This window comes from Ruegeria sp. AF8 (assembly GCF_056541825.1).
In genome coordinates, this window is record NZ_JBQFYW010000001.1 from 550,998 (window position 1) to 565,476 (window position 14,479).

General features: G+C 61.4%; 16 protein-coding genes. 1 reads left to right on the forward strand and 15 read right to left on the reverse strand.

Annotated features, from left to right (window positions below):
* Positions 1-25: 25 nt before the first annotated feature.
* The gene (gene phaR / locus ACR0AO_RS02820) at positions 26-583 is read left to right on the forward strand and encodes a polyhydroxyalkanoate synthesis repressor PhaR (protein ID WP_480599657.1); all 558 of its coding nucleotides are present in this window, start codon (positions 26-28) and stop codon (positions 581-583) included.
* A gap of 6 nt (positions 584-589) precedes the next feature.
* Here phaR and ACR0AO_RS02825 read toward each other — a convergent pair whose 3' ends face one another.
* The 15 genes from ACR0AO_RS02825 to ACR0AO_RS02895 form a co-directional block, all read right to left on the reverse strand.
* Positions 590-2,323, reverse strand: coding sequence for an adenylate/guanylate cyclase domain-containing protein (locus ACR0AO_RS02825; protein WP_480599659.1), 1,734 nt, complete (start codon positions 2,321-2,323; stop codon positions 590-592).
* Positions 2,324-2,410: 87 nt separating this feature from the next.
* Entirely contained in the window at positions 2,411-3,625 is a 1,215-nt protein-coding gene (locus ACR0AO_RS02830) for a DegT/DnrJ/EryC1/StrS family aminotransferase (RefSeq protein WP_480599661.1), read from the reverse strand.
* Positions 3,626-3,735: 110 nt separating this feature from the next.
* Positions 3,736-5,040, reverse strand: a complete 1,305-nt coding sequence (locus ACR0AO_RS02835) for an NAD(P)/FAD-dependent oxidoreductase (RefSeq protein ID WP_480599663.1) — start codon at positions 5,038-5,040, stop codon at positions 3,736-3,738.
* A gap of 57 nt (positions 5,041-5,097) precedes the next feature.
* Positions 5,098-6,456 carry a glutamine synthetase family protein gene (locus ACR0AO_RS02840; RefSeq protein WP_480599665.1) on the reverse strand — a complete coding sequence of 453 codons (1,359 nt, stop codon included), beginning with the start codon at positions 6,454-6,456 and terminating at the stop codon, positions 5,098-5,100.
* Positions 6,456-7,136: a type 1 glutamine amidotransferase gene (locus tag ACR0AO_RS02845; protein ID WP_480599667.1), complete on the reverse strand. Its 681-nt coding sequence runs from the start codon at positions 7,134-7,136 to the stop codon at positions 6,456-6,458. The genes ACR0AO_RS02840 and ACR0AO_RS02845 overlap by 1 nt, the downstream gene beginning before the upstream one ends.
* A 59-nt stretch (positions 7,137-7,195) precedes the next feature.
* Positions 7,196-8,515, reverse strand: a complete 1,320-nt coding sequence (locus tag ACR0AO_RS02850) for a glutamine synthetase family protein (RefSeq protein ID WP_480599669.1) — start codon at positions 8,513-8,515, stop codon at positions 7,196-7,198.
* A gap of 119 nt (positions 8,516-8,634) precedes the next feature.
* A complete protein-coding gene (locus ACR0AO_RS02855; protein WP_480599671.1) occupies positions 8,635-8,850 on the reverse strand; it encodes a GDCCVxC domain-containing (seleno)protein in 216 nt (71 codons plus the stop codon).
* 165 nt (positions 8,851-9,015) lie between these two features.
* A complete protein-coding gene (locus ACR0AO_RS02860) occupies positions 9,016-9,822 on the reverse strand; it encodes an ABC transporter permease (RefSeq protein ID WP_480599673.1) in 807 nt (268 codons plus the stop codon).
* On the reverse strand, positions 9,819-10,706 hold the full coding sequence (locus ACR0AO_RS02865) for an ABC transporter permease (RefSeq protein ID WP_480600827.1): 888 nt from the start codon (positions 10,704-10,706) through the stop codon (positions 9,819-9,821). Before ACR0AO_RS02865 ends, ACR0AO_RS02860 begins: the two co-directional genes overlap by 4 nt.
* 74 nt (positions 10,707-10,780) lie before the next feature.
* Positions 10,781-11,494: a transporter substrate-binding domain-containing protein gene (locus ACR0AO_RS02870; protein ID WP_480599675.1), complete on the reverse strand. Its 714-nt coding sequence runs from the start codon at positions 11,492-11,494 to the stop codon at positions 10,781-10,783.
* A gap of 38 nt (positions 11,495-11,532) precedes the next feature.
* Positions 11,533-12,309 (reverse strand): ABC transporter ATP-binding protein, encoded by a 777-nt coding sequence (locus ACR0AO_RS02875; RefSeq protein WP_480599680.1) that lies wholly within the window; start codon positions 12,307-12,309, stop codon positions 11,533-11,535.
* A gap of 129 nt (positions 12,310-12,438) precedes the next feature.
* On the reverse strand, positions 12,439-13,191 hold the full coding sequence (locus ACR0AO_RS02880) for a phosphate/phosphite/phosphonate ABC transporter substrate-binding protein (protein WP_480599682.1): 753 nt from the start codon (positions 13,189-13,191) through the stop codon (positions 12,439-12,441).
* Positions 13,188-13,625 carry a tellurite resistance TerB family protein gene (locus tag ACR0AO_RS02885; RefSeq protein WP_480599685.1) on the reverse strand — a complete coding sequence of 146 codons (438 nt, stop codon included), beginning with the start codon at positions 13,623-13,625 and terminating at the stop codon, positions 13,188-13,190. Before ACR0AO_RS02885 ends, ACR0AO_RS02880 begins: the two co-directional genes overlap by 4 nt.
* 20 nt (positions 13,626-13,645) lie before the next feature.
* Complete coding sequence (locus tag ACR0AO_RS02890; RefSeq protein WP_480599687.1) at positions 13,646-14,095, reverse strand: tellurite resistance TerB family protein; 450 nt, start codon at positions 14,093-14,095, stop codon at positions 13,646-13,648.
* Between the two features lie 42 nt (positions 14,096-14,137).
* Positions 14,138-14,431, reverse strand: coding sequence for a DUF1330 domain-containing protein (locus ACR0AO_RS02895; protein ID WP_480599689.1), 294 nt, complete (start codon positions 14,429-14,431; stop codon positions 14,138-14,140).
* Positions 14,432-14,479 lie beyond the last annotated feature (48 nt).

The window sequence follows — 14,479 nt, forward strand, 5'->3', positions numbered from 1 at the left end:
CGCATCATCCTTGGGGAGGGAACCAGTGGCTGAACAGGAAAAACCGCTGCTGATCAAAAGATATGCCAGCCGGCGGCTTTATAACACCGAAACCAGCGATTACGTAACTCTCGAAGATATCGCCGGATTCATCCGCGACGGGCGCGAGGTTCAGATTGTCGACCTGAAAAGCGGCGACGACCTGACCCGTCAGTATCTGCTTCAAATCATTGCTGAACATGAAAGCCGGGGCGAGAACGTTCTGCCGGTTGGCGTGCTCAATGATCTGGTGCGCAGCTATATGCTGCCGGGCGGCGGCGTGATGCCGCAATTCCTGCAAAGCTCGTTCGAGATGCTGCGCGAAAGCCAGGCCAAGATGATGGAGAACATGAACGCGATGAACCCGATGAGCAAAATGCCGGGGTTCGAAGCGATGCAGGCGCAGCAACAGGCGTTTCTGAAGGCGATGACCGGCGGGTTGTCCGGGAACTGGTCGGGTCCGGGAAATGCCGACGAGGATGAAAAGCCGGAAAAAGGCGAAGACCTCGACGAGATCAAAAAGCAACTGGCCGAATTGCAGAACAAGCTGTCGAAGCTGAGCTGAGTGCGTTCATTCCGGCAGGCCCGCCCGGCGCAGGCCTTCCAGCCATCTTTCCCAGTCCTCTTCAGAGCGGACGGGGACGATCTGGCGTACCTGGGAAATTGTCAGGCCGGGCATCTTTTCCAGTAACCGGGCAACCGACGCCTGCGCCTCGTCCGTCAGGCCCAGCATGCCCAACCCCGCAGCCTCCTGCCGCATCAACGACGCATAGGCGGGAGTGTCTTTCAATCCAGTGCGCGCGTTTTCGACGCAGATTTCGTACTGGCCCGAGACATAGCTCGCTATGCCAAATCCGGCGCGCCAGAAGGCGCGCAGCGGATCGCGGGGCGAAAGTGCGATGGCGCGCTCGAAGGAAGTACGTGCCTCTTCGAACTGCCCGCTCACACCATACAGGGCGGTAAAGTTACCGTATCCGGAAGCGAGATTTGGGTTCAGCGCGATGGCGCGGCTCAGATGCGTCTCGGCATCTTCGTATTCGCGGGCGAACGTATTTGCCATCCCCAGTACCGCATGGGCATGCGCGTTTCCGCTATCCATTTCGACGGCAAGCTCGGCCTCTGCCTTGGCGGACTGAATGGCAACGTCTGTATCCCGCCGCCAGATATGCAGCATTGCAATCAGATCGCATAGGGCGATACCTGTATGAGCGTCACTGAGATTGGGATCGCTGGCGACCGCTTCGGTCAACAGTTGCCGGGCTGCGTCGTTGTCGGCCTGGGTGAACTTGCCCAGATGCCAGCGCGCCTGAAGAATCTTGTCCCACGAAGACAGCCTGTCAGGCCGTTTCGTGCGGGCGCGCTGCATCTCGGCCCCCATGGTTTCGGGCGCAACCGCGGCGACGATGGCCTGTGTGATCTCGTCCTGCACAGCGAATATGTCGTCGATGGCGCGGTCATAGCGGTCCGCCCAGATATGCGCACCGGTTGCGCCGTCGATCAGCTGTGCTGTGACCCGCACCCGGTTTCCGGCCTTGCGCACGCTGCCTTCGAGCAGATAGCGCACGCCCAACTCGCGGCAGACCTGATCGACGCGGATGGCCTGCCCCTTGTAGGTAAAGGTGGTGTTGCGCGCGATGACGAAGAATTCGCGGAAATGCGACAATGCGGTGATGATGTCCTCGGCGATACCGTCCGAGAAATATTCCTGTTCGGGATCGGTCGACATGTTGTCGAAGGCCAGCACGGCAATACCGGGATTGTCCGGTGCCGTGACGGGGGGAAGGGTTGTGTCCGGCTGCCTGGTTTGTCGGGCGACCCAGTGATGCACGCGCACCGGCTGGTCGATGTTTTTGAGCTGTTGCGGGCCGCCGTCCTGAAATTCGGCTTCGATGCGTTGTCCGATGCCTTGCCGCACGATGTCCGAAATGCAGATGCCACCGGATTCGGCCAGGGTTTCCAACCGGGCGGCAAGGTTGACGCCATCGCCATAGATGTCGCCCGCCTCGTTGATGACATCTCCGAGATTGATGCCGATGCGCAGGCTCAGGTCCTGCGCCGTATCTTCGCGCAACCGGGTCTGAACGGCGATAGCACAGGAAACGGCATCGGCGACGCTGGCGAATTCGACCAGGGCGCCATCGCCCATCAGCTTGACGATCCGCCCCGAATGCTGCGCCACGAGCGGATCAAAAACCGACTGGCGCAGCGCGATGAGGCGGGACAAAGTGCCTTGCTCATCCCGCGCCATCAGCGCGGAATAGCCGACGACATCGGCGGCGAGAATTGCGGCCAGTCGGCGCGTCATCGGGTTCCTCCGGTATGCGGGCGGGTTTGCCCGCTACCGGTATTCCAGCAGAAAATGCGGAACTTGCCTACAGCAAATGGCGGGCCGTCAGGTTCCGTAGACCGGAACGGAGCCGGTCACGTCCTCCATCGCCGCCAGCAGGATGTCCGAAATCGCATCGAGTTCGTCGCGGGTCAGACGCACCGGCAGGCGCACGTCGCAGGCCTGCATCAGCATTGCGCGGGTCTGCGGCAGGTCCACCTGTTCGGGCAGGAACTGCCAGTTCCAGAAGGCGCGCGCGTTGTCCTCGCTCAGGCCGAAAACCTGCACCTTGACGCCACGCGCTTCCGCCGAGGCGGCAAAGCCGCGAATCTCGTCTTCGGTCAGGCCCGTCAGATTGAACTGGATCGAATCCGGTGCGCGGCGCTCGGGGGCCAGCGGCGCGGGAACCCGGATATAAGGCGAGGCATTCAGGCGCTCAGCCACATAGTCGTGGTTGATCAGGCCGTTGCAAACGCGGCGCGCCAGTTCCGGAAGTTGCGGCCGGATTACTGCGGCGCTGAGGTTGCTCATGCGCAGATTGTAGAGCGGCAGCCTGTTCTGCCAGCGGCCAAAGGCCTGTTCCAGCTCGGGTGAATTGTCGCCGCGCGGGCCCTTGTGCTTTTTCCAGTTATGCTCATAGGCGCCCGACATGATGACCGCCTGCGCGATCAGGTCGGCATCGTCGGTGATCAGGATGCCGCCTTCGCCCGCGTTGATCATCTTGTAGGACTGGAATGAGAAACAGCCGACTTTGCCGATGGTGCCGATGTTGCGGCCGGCCCAGGTGGTGCCCAGCGAATGTGCGGCGTCCTCGATTACCGGGATGTCGCGCGCATCGCACAATTCCATGATTGCGTCCATGTCCGAGGTATGGCCGCGCATGTGGCTGATGATGACGGCCTGCACGCCGTCCAGCTTGGCGGCGAAATCTGCCATGTCGATGCGATAATTTTCGCCCACTTCGCACAGCACCGGAATGCAGTCGGCATGCACGACCGAAGAGGGCACGGCGGCAAAGGTGAATCCGGGGATCAGCACGCGGGCGTCGCGCGGTAACCCCAGCGCCTTGAGCGACAGGAACAGCGCCGCTGAACAGGATGAAACCGCCAGCGCGTATTTCGTTCCCAGCAGTTCGGCGAATTCGGCCTCGAGCAGGGCCACCGGCGCGTCCTGCGGCGCGGTATAGCGGAACAGGTCGCCCGATTGCAGCAGCGCGTCGATGGCCGCGCGCGCGGGGGCGGGGATGGGTTCGGCGTCGTGAACGTTTGGCGGCTGTATCATATTTGGTTTTCCCGAATTCTAACTTTCATAAAGTTAAATTCAGGACTCGGATATGCCAAGACCGCTTTTGCGGCTTCGGCAAAAATTCACTCAACTGTCACGTTAAGGGCTCAGATGCCCAGACGGTCTCTCATGGCGAACCAGGTCATCGCCAGCACCAGCAGCGGGCTGCGCAGGGCAGAACCGCCGGGGAAGGGCAGGGCCGGAACGCGGGACATCGTGTCGAATCCTTCCGCCTGCCCTTGAATGGCCAGCGCCATAAGCTGGCCGGCATGGGTGGCGGTGCCGACACCGTGGCCGGAATATCCGGAGGCCGACAGGATATTCGGGGCCAGCCGGGTCAGATAGGGCATCCGGCGCATGGTGATGGCCAGGGTGCCGCCCCAGGCATAGTCGATCCGGACGTCGCGCAGATGCGGAAAGATCTCGGCCATCGGCTTGCGCACCTTGGCGGCAATGTCCGACGGGAAGCGATAGCCATAGCTTTCACCGCCGCCGAACAGAAGCCGTTTGTCAGCGCTCAAGCGGAAATAGTTGATCACGAATTTGGTGTCGGCGACGGCGACGTCTCGCGTCAGGACGCGAGCTGCGTCCTCTCCCAACGGTTCGGTTGCGGCAATGAAGTTATTGATCGGCATGACCCTTGCCGCGACCTTGCGGTTGAGGTCGCCCAGATACCCATTGCAGGCCAGAATGATGTGGCCGGCCACGACACGGCCCTGATCGGTCCGAACCGAGGCGGGTTGCCCTTCTTCGATGCCTTTCACCTCGGTCTCTTCGAATATTCGAACCCCGGCTGCTTGCGCCGCTCGCGCCAGTCCCAGCGCATAATTCAGCGGATGCAGATGCGCAGCCCCCATATCGAGATAGCCACCCTTGTAGGCAGGCGAGGGACAAATTGCGTGACCGGCCTCCGCGTCCAGCGGCTCGATCCGATCATATCCATAGCGTGTCCGCAGATGCTCGGCGTGATCGTGCAGATCCTGCCGTTCCCTGTCGCTGAAACCCAATGCGGCGATGCCGGGTTTCAGCTCGCAGTCGATGTCGTGTTTTGCGATCAGGTCCTTGACCAAAGATTTGGCGTCTTCGGCCAAATGCCACAGTTTTTCCGCGTCATCCTGACCGACCAGCTTTTCAAGATCTTCCTGATCCATCCGCTGGGCGCTGCCAAGCTGCCCGCCGTTGCGCCCCGAGGCGCCGAAACCCACGCGATGCGCCTCGAGCAAAACGACATCCAGACCGGCCTCGGCCAGATGCAGCGCCGCTGACAGGCCGGTATAGCCGCCACCGACCACGCACACATCGGCCTTGGTTTCACCTCGAAGCGGCGCGCATCGATTGAACGGATGCGCCGTGGCCGCGTACCAGCTGGGCGGGAAAGCCCCGCGCTGATCATTGCTGTGTAGCAGGTTCATCCCCGTCCCCTGTCTTTGTCTCGTTGCGAATGCGGTAATCCGGCCCCGCTGCCGGGGTCAGACGTTGAGCAGAAGGTGCTCACGCTCCCAGGGTGAAATCACCTGAAGGAACTCTTCGTATTCCGCCCTTTTCACGATCCCGTAGACGCGCGCGAATTCCGGACCCAGCACTTCGTGCAGCGCCTCGGCCTCGTCAAACAGATCCAGCGCGTTGCCCATCACCTGTGGGATGTCGCCGTCGCCCTCATAGGCATCGCCATAGAACTGGCGGCGCGGGCGCTCCTGTTCGATCAGGCCCAGGTAACCGCAGGCCAGCGACAGCGCGATGCCCAGATAGGGGTTGCAATCCATCCCGGCGATGCGGTTTTCGATGCGGCGGCTTTCGGGCCCTGACAGCGGTACGCGGATGCCGGTGGTGCGGTTGTCGCGGCCCCATTCCAGATTGATGGGTGCCGCGTGATCCTTCACATAGCGGCGGTACGAGTTCACATAGGGCGCCATCACCGCCAGACCGGCGGGCATGTAACTCTGCAGGCCGGCGATGAAGTGATAGAAGGCATCGGTTTCACCGCCCTGCGGCCCCGAAAACAGGTTTTGGCCGGTATCCATGTCCACGATCGAGTGGTGGATATGCATGGCCGAGCCGGGCTCGTCCTCGATCGGTTTGGCCATGAAGGTGGCAAAACAGTCGTGGCGCAACGCCGCTTCGCGGATCAGGCGTTTGAAATAGAACACCTCGTCGGCCAGCTTCACCGGGTTGCCGTGGCGCAGATTGATTTCCAGCTGACCGGCGCCGCCTTCCTGGGTGATGCCGTCGATCTCGAATCCCTGCGCTTCGGCGAAATCGTAAATGTCGTCGATGACGGGGCCGAACTCGTCCACCGCCGTCATCGAATAGGCCTGCCGCGCCGCCGCCGGGCGCCCCGAGCGGCCCATCATCGGCTCGATCTCCTTGGCGGGATCGACGTTGCGGGCCACCAGGTAGAACTCCATCTCGGGTGCCACGATCGGTTTCCAGCCCTTGTCGAGATAAAGCTGCACCACCCGTTTCAGCACGTTGCGCGGGCTGAACGGGATCGGATCGCCGTCGCGGTCATAGGCGTCGTGGATCACCTGCAGGGTCCAGTCGCCGGTCCATGGCGCGGCCGATGCGGTGCTGAAATCGGGTTTCAGGATCATGTCCCGCTCGATGAACCCGTCATCGCCCGCAGCTTCTCCCCAGTCGCCGGTGATGGTCTGGTAAAAGATGCTGTCGGGCAGGTGAAAATAGGATTGGCGTGCGAATTTCGACGCCGGAACCGCCTTGCCGCGCGCGATGCCCGGCAGGTCCGAGATGATACATTCGACTTCGTCCAGTCGGCGCCCTTCGAGATAATCCCGGGCGGCTTGCGGTAGGTTGTCAGTCCAATCGGCCATCAGGCCCTCTCTTTCCTCAAAAAATCGGCCATGTATTGTCCGATGGCCGCACTGTCAGTTTGTCCGTCCTGCCGGTTGGCCGCGTCACGCAGCAGATCGTCGGGCACGACGCCCTTGCCGCGCGTGCGCATCAGATCAAGCAGAAAATCGTTGTCGTATTCGGGATGCGGCTGAACCGTCCAGATGGTGTCGCCATAGGCCAGAACCGCATTGCGGCAATGGGCGTTGCTGCCCAGGACGGTTGCGCCCGCCGGCAGCTCCGTCACCTGATCCTGATGCCAGGCGTTCAGGGTGACGGATTTTCCTCCCAGATCATATTCGGTGCGCCCGACGGCCCAGCCGCCATCGAATTTCTCGACTTTGCCGCCAAGCGCCTGTGCAATGATCTGATGGCCGAAGCAGACGCCGATCAGCGGTTGCCCCTGTTCGTGAATTTCGCGGATCAGGGCCTCGAGTTTCGGGATCCAGGGATGATCCTCATAGGCGCCGTGGCGCGAGCCGGTGATGACCCAGCCATCGGCGTCACCAGTGCCTTGCGGAAAGACACCGTCCACGACCGCAAAGGTTTCAAACCCGAAGCCGTTGCCGCCCAGAAGGGCGCGGAACATGGCGTCATAGTCGCCGGTGCTGTCGATCAGCATGTCGGGGGCATGGCCGGTTTGCAGGATGCCGATTTTCATGGGTCACCTAATTTGATCAAATTTAACTTAATCGATTGGGCGTCACCCGGCAAGGGGGGTCAGACCGCTTCCAGATAGCTGAGCCAGTGGGTCTCGGCGGGGCGATCCGCGAAACGGGCGATTTCCTGGCGCTTGGTCATCGCCAGAAAACGGATCAGGTCCGCGGGCAGGATGCGGGCGATCACAGGATCGGTTTCGAACGCCGCAATCGCTGTGGTCCAATCCGGCGCGAGCCGGGGCAGGCCGTCGATTTCATAGGCGTTGCCCGAGATGGGGGCGGGCGGGGTCATCGAATCCTCGATGCCGACAAGTGCTGCGCCCAGCACCACGGACAGCATCAGATAGGGATTGATATCGCCGCCCGCGACCCGGTGCTCGATCCTGCGGGCTGCGGGTGCGCCGCCGGGAATGCGGATCGCGGCGGTGCGGTTTTCATAGGCCCAGCAGGCCCCGGTTGGCGCGTGCGCACCAGGGACGAGGCGGTCATAGGAGTTTCCGTGCGGGGCGAAAATCAGCGAACTGCCCGGCATCGCGGCAAGGCAACCGGCGACTGCAGAAAGCAGTTCTTCGGTGCCTTCATCTCCGCCATTGTCAAAGATGTTCTTGCCGCTGGCGTCGAGGACCGAAAAATGCACGTGCATGCCGTTGCCTGCGTCATCGGCATATGGTTTTGCCATGAAGGTCGCGGCAAAGCCGTGCTTGCGCGCCAGACCGCGCACCAAAGCCTTGAACAGCCACGTATCATCGGCGCAGCGCATAGCGTTCTGATGATTCAGATTGATCTCGAACTGTCCGATGCCGGCTTCGGAAATGGCGGTTTGAGCGGGAATGCCCATCGCCTCGCAGCCGTCGTAGAGTTCGGTGAAAAAGGCGTCGAAGGCGTCCATTTCGGCCATCGACAAAACCGATTCGCTGTCCAGCCGCCGGTTGGTCAGCGGGTTGAACGGAGGTCTGGGACCGTCGCCAGAGGCATCCAGCAAAGTGAATTCCAGTTCGGTCGCCGCAACCACCGACCAGCCGCGCCGGGCATAGCGTTCGAGGACGTCGGCAAGGGCGTGGCGCGGGTCACCGGTAAACGGCGCACCGTCGTCGTGATACAGGCTCATCGGCACCAGCGCGGTGGGCGTATCAAGCCACGGTATCGGCACCGGGCCGCGATCGGTCGGCAACAGCGTGCCATCCGCGTCACCGGATTCAAAGACCAGCGGGCTGTTTGCGATGTCCGCGCCCCACAGATCGACATTGAGCGCCGAATAGGGCATCCGGACCGCGCCCTTGCCGAGCTTGTCAGCATAGCCGGGCGGTACGCGCTTGCCGCGCATCTGACCGTTGAGGTCGCAGGCGGCGACACGGAAAGTGTGCAGGGTGCTCAGATCCATGGGGGTCTCCATTGCTGTCGGCAAAAGATTTAGACGAGCGCAGAAGACTTGTCACCACATTTGATCAAATTATTTTGGAAGCCGGAAAACACCCGGTCAGGCTGTCTTTCCACTCCTGTTCATGTTCCGCAGCAACTCTTCCCGTCCTGCACGGGCGGACAGGGGACGGTGCCATAGGAACAGAACACACAGCAATCGCCCTGCCTTGGCTTGAGCAGGGTCTTGCAGGAGACGCATTCATAAAACCACTGGCAACTGGTTGTCGGCATCTCTTCGTCCTGTGCATGGCCACAGGACGGACAGGTGATGGTGCTTTGAAGAACGGGACCGGTCATGGCGCCAAAGAGGTGCGGTTTTCTGGGTGGTTTGAACCGATTTTGGCGGCTTTGTCCCGTTTTGTCCAATAGCGAACACGCGACCGTTTCCAGATCATGCGCCGTTGGCGTGCTCAATACTCAGCCGGTAAGGAACGCTGTCGCCAACCAGCCGCCCGGTTTCCGTTATCGTGCGAGATTCAGGCGGAACCGCATTCTGGTGCGCTGAGCACTTGGCAGGTGGCGGTTCAGACGCTTGTTCACCAGACCAAAGCCCCACGAAATCACCAATGTCAGCAGGATGAAATAGAAGGCCAGGATCGGGTAAGCCACGAACGGGTTGAAGGTCTTGTCAGCGAAATAACTGGCATAGTAAAGCGCGTCGCCGCGTTGTTGCCAGGCTGGAAAGGCCGAGAAAAAGACCAGCGTAGTGGCGTGGAACAGAAAGATCGCCTCGTTGGTGTAGGCGGGCCAGGCCAGCCTCAGCATGGTTGGCCAGACGATACGGCGAAAGCGCGGCCAGCCGGACATGCCATAGGCGTCAGCCGCTTCCAGGTCCCCCTTGGGGATCGAGCGCAGCGCGCCATAGAAGATCTCGCCCGAATAGGCGGCGGTGTTGAGAAACAACACGATCAGCGCACCCAGCCACGCCGAGGTGAAGGCGTCGAACATCGGATAGGATTTCTTCAGCGACAGGAACAGGAAGTAGGCAAAGAAGAACTGGATGAAGAGGGGCGAGCCGCGGAACACGAAGATGAACCATTCCGACGATTTGCGAATCCAGCGGTTGCCCGAACTTTTCCCCACCGCCAGCGCGGTGGCCAGAAAGAACCCGGTGGCCATCGCCATCGCACCGAAATAGACGTTCCAGATCATGCCCGAGCCGATCAGGGTGAAATGCTCGCACAGCGTGAAGTCGCTTCTGGGCAAAAGCCGCTCGCCGATGCCGAGCGAACGCAGGCCATAGTCGTGGATGGTTTGCAGGCAGCTCATGCGGTGGTCTCCTTGCGCAGCAGCTCGCCGCCGGATGTCGCCTGCCCGTGGGACAATTTGCGCATCAGTTTTTCGAGGCCGATTTCCGAGGCGCGGGTCATGCCCAGATAGAAGACCAGCAGGAACAGGAAATACCACATGCGCCAGTCGCCATGCGGATATTGGGTGAATTTCGTGGTCTTGGTGCCGCCCAGTTCGCGCGCCCAATAGACGATGTCCTCGATCCCCAGCAGAAACAGCAGCGGCGTGGCCTTGATCAGCACCATCCACAGGTTGGAGAGGCCGGGCAGGGCATAGACCCACATCTGCGGCACGAGGATGCGCCAGAAAGTCTGGCGGCGGTTCATTCCATAGGCCTCGGCGGTCTCTAGCTGAGCGTGGGGCACGGCGCGCATGCCACCGAACAGGACATTGGCGGCAAAAGCGCCGAAGACGATGGAAAAGGTGATGACGGCCAGGAAGAAGCCATAGGTTTCATGAACCCATTCCGGCGAGGTGCCCAGCGGCAACTTGGCGGCCTGACAGACGATGAAGTCATTGCCCTGACGAATCGGATCGGTCCAGTCGGGGCACAGAATCTTGTGCCGCGTCCATTCGAACGCCTGATCCAGAGCGATCACGAAGAACATGAAAAAGGCGATATCCGGCACGCCGCGCACGATGGCGATGTACCCTTTGCCCAACCAGCTGACCGGAGGGATATGCGAGCGGGCGGCCATGGCGCCGACAAAGCCGAACCCCAGTGCCACGGGCGCCGTCACCGCCAGCAGGGCCAGAACCTTGACGAAGGACAGATAGAACGACCAGTGCACACCATTGGTCAGGTAGCACGAGAACCAGCGGAACGTGCCCAGCGTATCGGGATCGGAGCAGAACGAAAAAATGGCGGGCCTCTTATCGTGGCAAAGGCTCAGACGTGGCACGCCCGCAGTATTCGGGGCGCGCCACCTGTTTCAGATCAGAAGGTCGAGGACACTTCCCATTTGGTGATCATGGCGTTCAGGCTGCCGTCATCCTTCATGGACTGGATGGCTGTGTTGAGCTTTTCCTTCAACTCGGTGTCCGATTCGCGAACACCGATGCCGACGCCGCCGCCCAGCGGCACGTCATCACCGACAAAGCGCAGGTCCGCATCCTCGTCGGCGATCGGCGCCAGGAAGGATTTATCGGCCAGAACCGCGTCCGCCTCGCCATTGCGAACTGCGGCGATGGTTTCTTCGGGGCTGGCGAATTCGACCAGAGTCGCACCGGATTCCGCGATATAGCCCGCCTGGATGGTGCCGGTTTGCGCTGCGATCACGCCGCTGGTGACGTCGACGTCATCCGACATCGCGACATAGGCCGACGGATCCGGCGGGGTGTAGTTTTGGGTGAAGTCGATGACCTCGTCCCGCTCGTCGGTGATCGACATGCCGGCGATGATCACGTCATAGTTGCCCGAGACCAGGTTCGGGATGATCGAATCCCAATCGTTCTTTACCCATTCGCAGTCCAGGCTGGCGCGTTTGCACAACTCATCGCCCAGTTCACGCTCGAATCCGTCGATCTCGCCGGAGTCGTTGATGAAGTTCCACGGAGGGTAGGCGCCCTCTGTACCCATGCGGATGGTTTCGGCCATCGCCATACCGGCGCCCAATGCCAGCGCCGCAGTGGTCAGAATCAGGTTTTTCATTGTTTACTCCCCAGTTTGGTTCTGTCCTGATTGGTAATTTATGCCGCCTGAGTGGCGGAAAGAAAGCCCTGAAGTCGCGCGGATTCCGGGGCGGTGAAAATGTCTTCGGGCGAGCCTTCTTCTTCGATGAGGCCCTGATGCAGAAAGACGACGTGGCTGGAAATGTCGGCGGCCATTTTCATGTCGTGAGTCACGATGATCATGGTGCGCCCCTCGGTGGCCAGGTCCTTGATCACCTTGATGACTTCCTGCTCCAGTTCCGGGTCCAGTGCTGATGTCGGCTCGTCGAACAGCAGCGCCTGCGGTTCCATGCAAAGCCCGCGCGCAATGGCGGCGCGCTGTTGCTGGCCACCTGACAACTGGGCCGGATAGGCGTCGCACTTGTCGCCGATACCCACCTTTTCAAGATAGCGGCGGGCGCTGTCTTCGACTTCGGCGCGGTCGCGGCCCAGCACGGTCAGAGGCGCTTCCATCACGTTTTGCAGGATGGTCATATGGGCCCAGAGGTTGAACTGCTGGAAGACCATGGAAAGATTGGTGCGGATGCGCAGGACCTGTTTGGGATCGGCCGGGCGACGGTTATGGCCGTTGCCGCTCCAGCGTACGGGTTCGCCGTTGAAGACGATCTCACCCTGCTGGCTGTCCTCAAGCAGGTTGCAACAGCGCAGAAGGGTGGATTTTCCCGATCCCGATGATCCGATCAGCGAAACGACGTCGCCGCGATGCGCGGTTATGTCGACCCCTTTCAGAACTTCCAGCTGTCCAAAGCTTTTGTGAAGATCTCTGATCTCGATGACGGGTGCATTAGTTGTCACGGTCTGTCCGGTTTTTTTTGAGCGTTGTTGGTCCGGTACTAGGGCCGAAAATTCTGCGCAATGCAATGCGCAATTGTGACGAATAGGCGGGCAATTGTCCGATTTGGCAAGGGGCAATGCCCGAAATGGTCAGGGTGACCTAGCGAAAACTTCCGGACCCGAAGGGGTCGGAACCGCCAGATAGGCATCGGCGGGGATGTCCACCATCTGCCGCAGATGCAGCATATTCCGGTCCGTCTCCGACAGGTCGGAAATCGCCGCGCGCACCGCTTGCGCGATGGCGGGCGCGTCCTCGTGCAGCGATGTCACGTAAGGCAGCGCCGGGGTCGGTTCCGTCTGATCAACCACGCGCAGCTCGCCCCCGAGGCGGCTGTGGCGTTGCAGCAATTCCCATGTCACTGCATCGAGCGACGCAAGATCGGCCAGCCCGTCGGCGACGGCCTGTGCCGATCGTGCGTGCCCGCCAGTTTCCAGAAGCGATCCGGGCCGCAGGCCCAGATTTGCCAGATGCGTCACCGGCGCGGCCCAGCCGGATTGCGACAGCGCCTCGTTATAGGCGAAGGTTCCGGCGATCAGAGCTTCCAGATCACGATCGTCATCGCCTCGGGCGACGAAAACCGAACGATAGTGGCCGGGCGGGCATCCGGGCAGGTCATAGTCGGGCGTGCCCACAATCTGCACCCGGCCATGCAGCCGTGTCCGGTAGGGCATGCCGCAGGTCTGCGAAAACACCATGTCGGGGTCCAGCCAGATGTCCCAGAAATCCCGGTCGCGGGTCAGGTGTTCGGGTCCGCGACCAAGGTGGTGGCGAATCTGCGCCCAGAACCGGTTGTTTGCGGGTTGCAGCTCGGGCAGGTCATACATGCCAAGCATTGCGGTCATTTACGTTCCGCCCTTTGCCGCGCCAGTGCCGAATCGACGTCGCTGACCCCGAGCAGGCTGGCGACAAGGCGCAGCAGCGAATCCTCTTCGCCGGTGCGCGTTCCGTCAGCCAGAACCACCGACCACATCGCCTCGATTACGGCCTTGCGGTCGTCATAGGGCACCGCTTCCTTGATGGCGCGGGTAAAGCGGACGGTGTCGGGGGCCTGCGCCTCCAGATCCTCGCCCCGCGCGCGCAGGGCGGCGGCTTCAAAAGGGGACAGCCCATAGCGTTGCGCGGTGATCCTGTCGATCCGGGCCATTTCGGTATCGGCATAGTCATTGTCGGACCGGGCGATGCGCACCAGCAGCGCGGTCAGGGCCAGACGGGCGTCTTCGGCGCTCAGCGGATCAGGCTGCGGTTGTGTCAGTCGGGAAAGGAAATTGCCAAACATGGTTCGGTTATAGGGGGGCTTCAGCCCGCTTCCAAGCGGCTTTGCACCCGCTCGCGCGCCGCCTTGCTGTCATTATAGCTCAGGCCCATCGCCGCACGGGCCTCTTCCACGATCTTGATCTCGCCCTCCTGGGTCTCTCCATCCGCAAGCACCACTTCCCATAGCGCGTCCAGCGCGGCCATGCGCTCTTGCAGGTCTGTGGTTTCGCGGATCAGCTTGCCGAACGTGTCCGTGTCCGGGGCGGCGGCGTGGAGTTTTTCGCAGGTGGCGCGCACCTTGGCGGCCTCGATCGCGTTATGCTGATAGAGGCGTGCGAGAATCTTGTCGATCAGGCGGATTTCCTCGACCTGATAATCCCGGTCCGCCTGCGCCACGCGCACCAGCAAGGCCCCCAGCGCCAGTTCGGCATCGGGATCAGGAAGCGCCGAGTGTTGGGGGGGGCGAAAAGCCTGTAAAAACTTCTTCAGCATGGGCGCAGACTATTCCGGTTTGCACGGGTCGCCAAGCGGGATCTAACCATCATATCCCCTGATGATCACGAGATCGCAGGCCGAGACCGGGTCGCGCAGCGCCTTGGCATCCTGATAGCCGACACTGTCATAGCAGGCCAGCGCATCCTCGTAGCTTGGAAACTCGATGACCACGGTCCGGGCCTTGGCCTGTCCCTCGCGGACATGCCGCTCGCCGCCGCGTACCAGAAACCGGGCGCCATATTCGGCAAACGGCACGGCATTGGCGGCGATATAGGTCTTGTAAGTCTCCATGTCATCCACATCGACATGGGCAATCCAGTACCCCTTGGTCATGTCAGCCTCGCAGTTTCTTTCGCCGGCAGGTTGGCGCGAATTTGATGC

What these genes read in the sequence shown, in the direction of transcription:
- ACR0AO_RS02825 (WP_480599659.1), bottom strand. Translation starts at nt 2,323, where the DNA reads ATGACGCGCCGACTGGCCGCAATTCTCGCCGCCGATGTCGTCGGCTAT.
- ACR0AO_RS02830 (WP_480599661.1), bottom strand. Translation starts at nt 3,625, where the DNA reads ATGATACAGCCGCCAAACGTTCACGACGCCGAACCCATCCCCGCCCCC.
- ACR0AO_RS02835 (WP_480599663.1), bottom strand. Translation starts at nt 5,040, where the DNA reads ATGAACCTGCTACACAGCAATGATCAGCGCGGGGCTTTCCCGCCCAGC.
- ACR0AO_RS02840 (WP_480599665.1), bottom strand. Translation starts at nt 6,456, where the DNA reads ATGGCCGATTGGACTGACAACCTACCGCAAGCCGCCCGGGATTATCTC.
- ACR0AO_RS02845 (WP_480599667.1), bottom strand. Translation starts at nt 7,136, where the DNA reads ATGAAAATCGGCATCCTGCAAACCGGCCATGCCCCCGACATGCTGATC.
- ACR0AO_RS02850 (WP_480599669.1), bottom strand. Translation starts at nt 8,515, where the DNA reads ATGGATCTGAGCACCCTGCACACTTTCCGTGTCGCCGCCTGCGACCTC.
- ACR0AO_RS02855 (WP_480599671.1), bottom strand. Translation starts at nt 8,850, where the DNA reads ATGACCGGTCCCGTTCTTCAAAGCACCATCACCTGTCCGTCCTGTGGC.
- ACR0AO_RS02860 (WP_480599673.1), bottom strand. Translation starts at nt 9,822, where the DNA reads ATGAGCTGCCTGCAAACCATCCACGACTATGGCCTGCGTTCGCTCGGC.
- ACR0AO_RS02870 (WP_480599675.1), bottom strand. Translation starts at nt 11,494, where the DNA reads ATGAAAAACCTGATTCTGACCACTGCGGCGCTGGCATTGGGCGCCGGT.
- ACR0AO_RS02880 (WP_480599682.1), bottom strand. Translation starts at nt 13,191, where the DNA reads ATGACCGCAATGCTTGGCATGTATGACCTGCCCGAGCTGCAACCCGCA.
- ACR0AO_RS02885 (WP_480599685.1), bottom strand. Translation starts at nt 13,625, where the DNA reads ATGTTTGGCAATTTCCTTTCCCGACTGACACAACCGCAGCCTGATCCG.
- ACR0AO_RS02890 (WP_480599687.1), bottom strand. Translation starts at nt 14,095, where the DNA reads ATGCTGAAGAAGTTTTTACAGGCTTTTCGCCCCCCCCAACACTCGGCG.
- ACR0AO_RS02895 (WP_480599689.1), bottom strand. Translation starts at nt 14,431, where the DNA reads ATGACCAAGGGGTACTGGATTGCCCATGTCGATGTGGATGACATGGAG.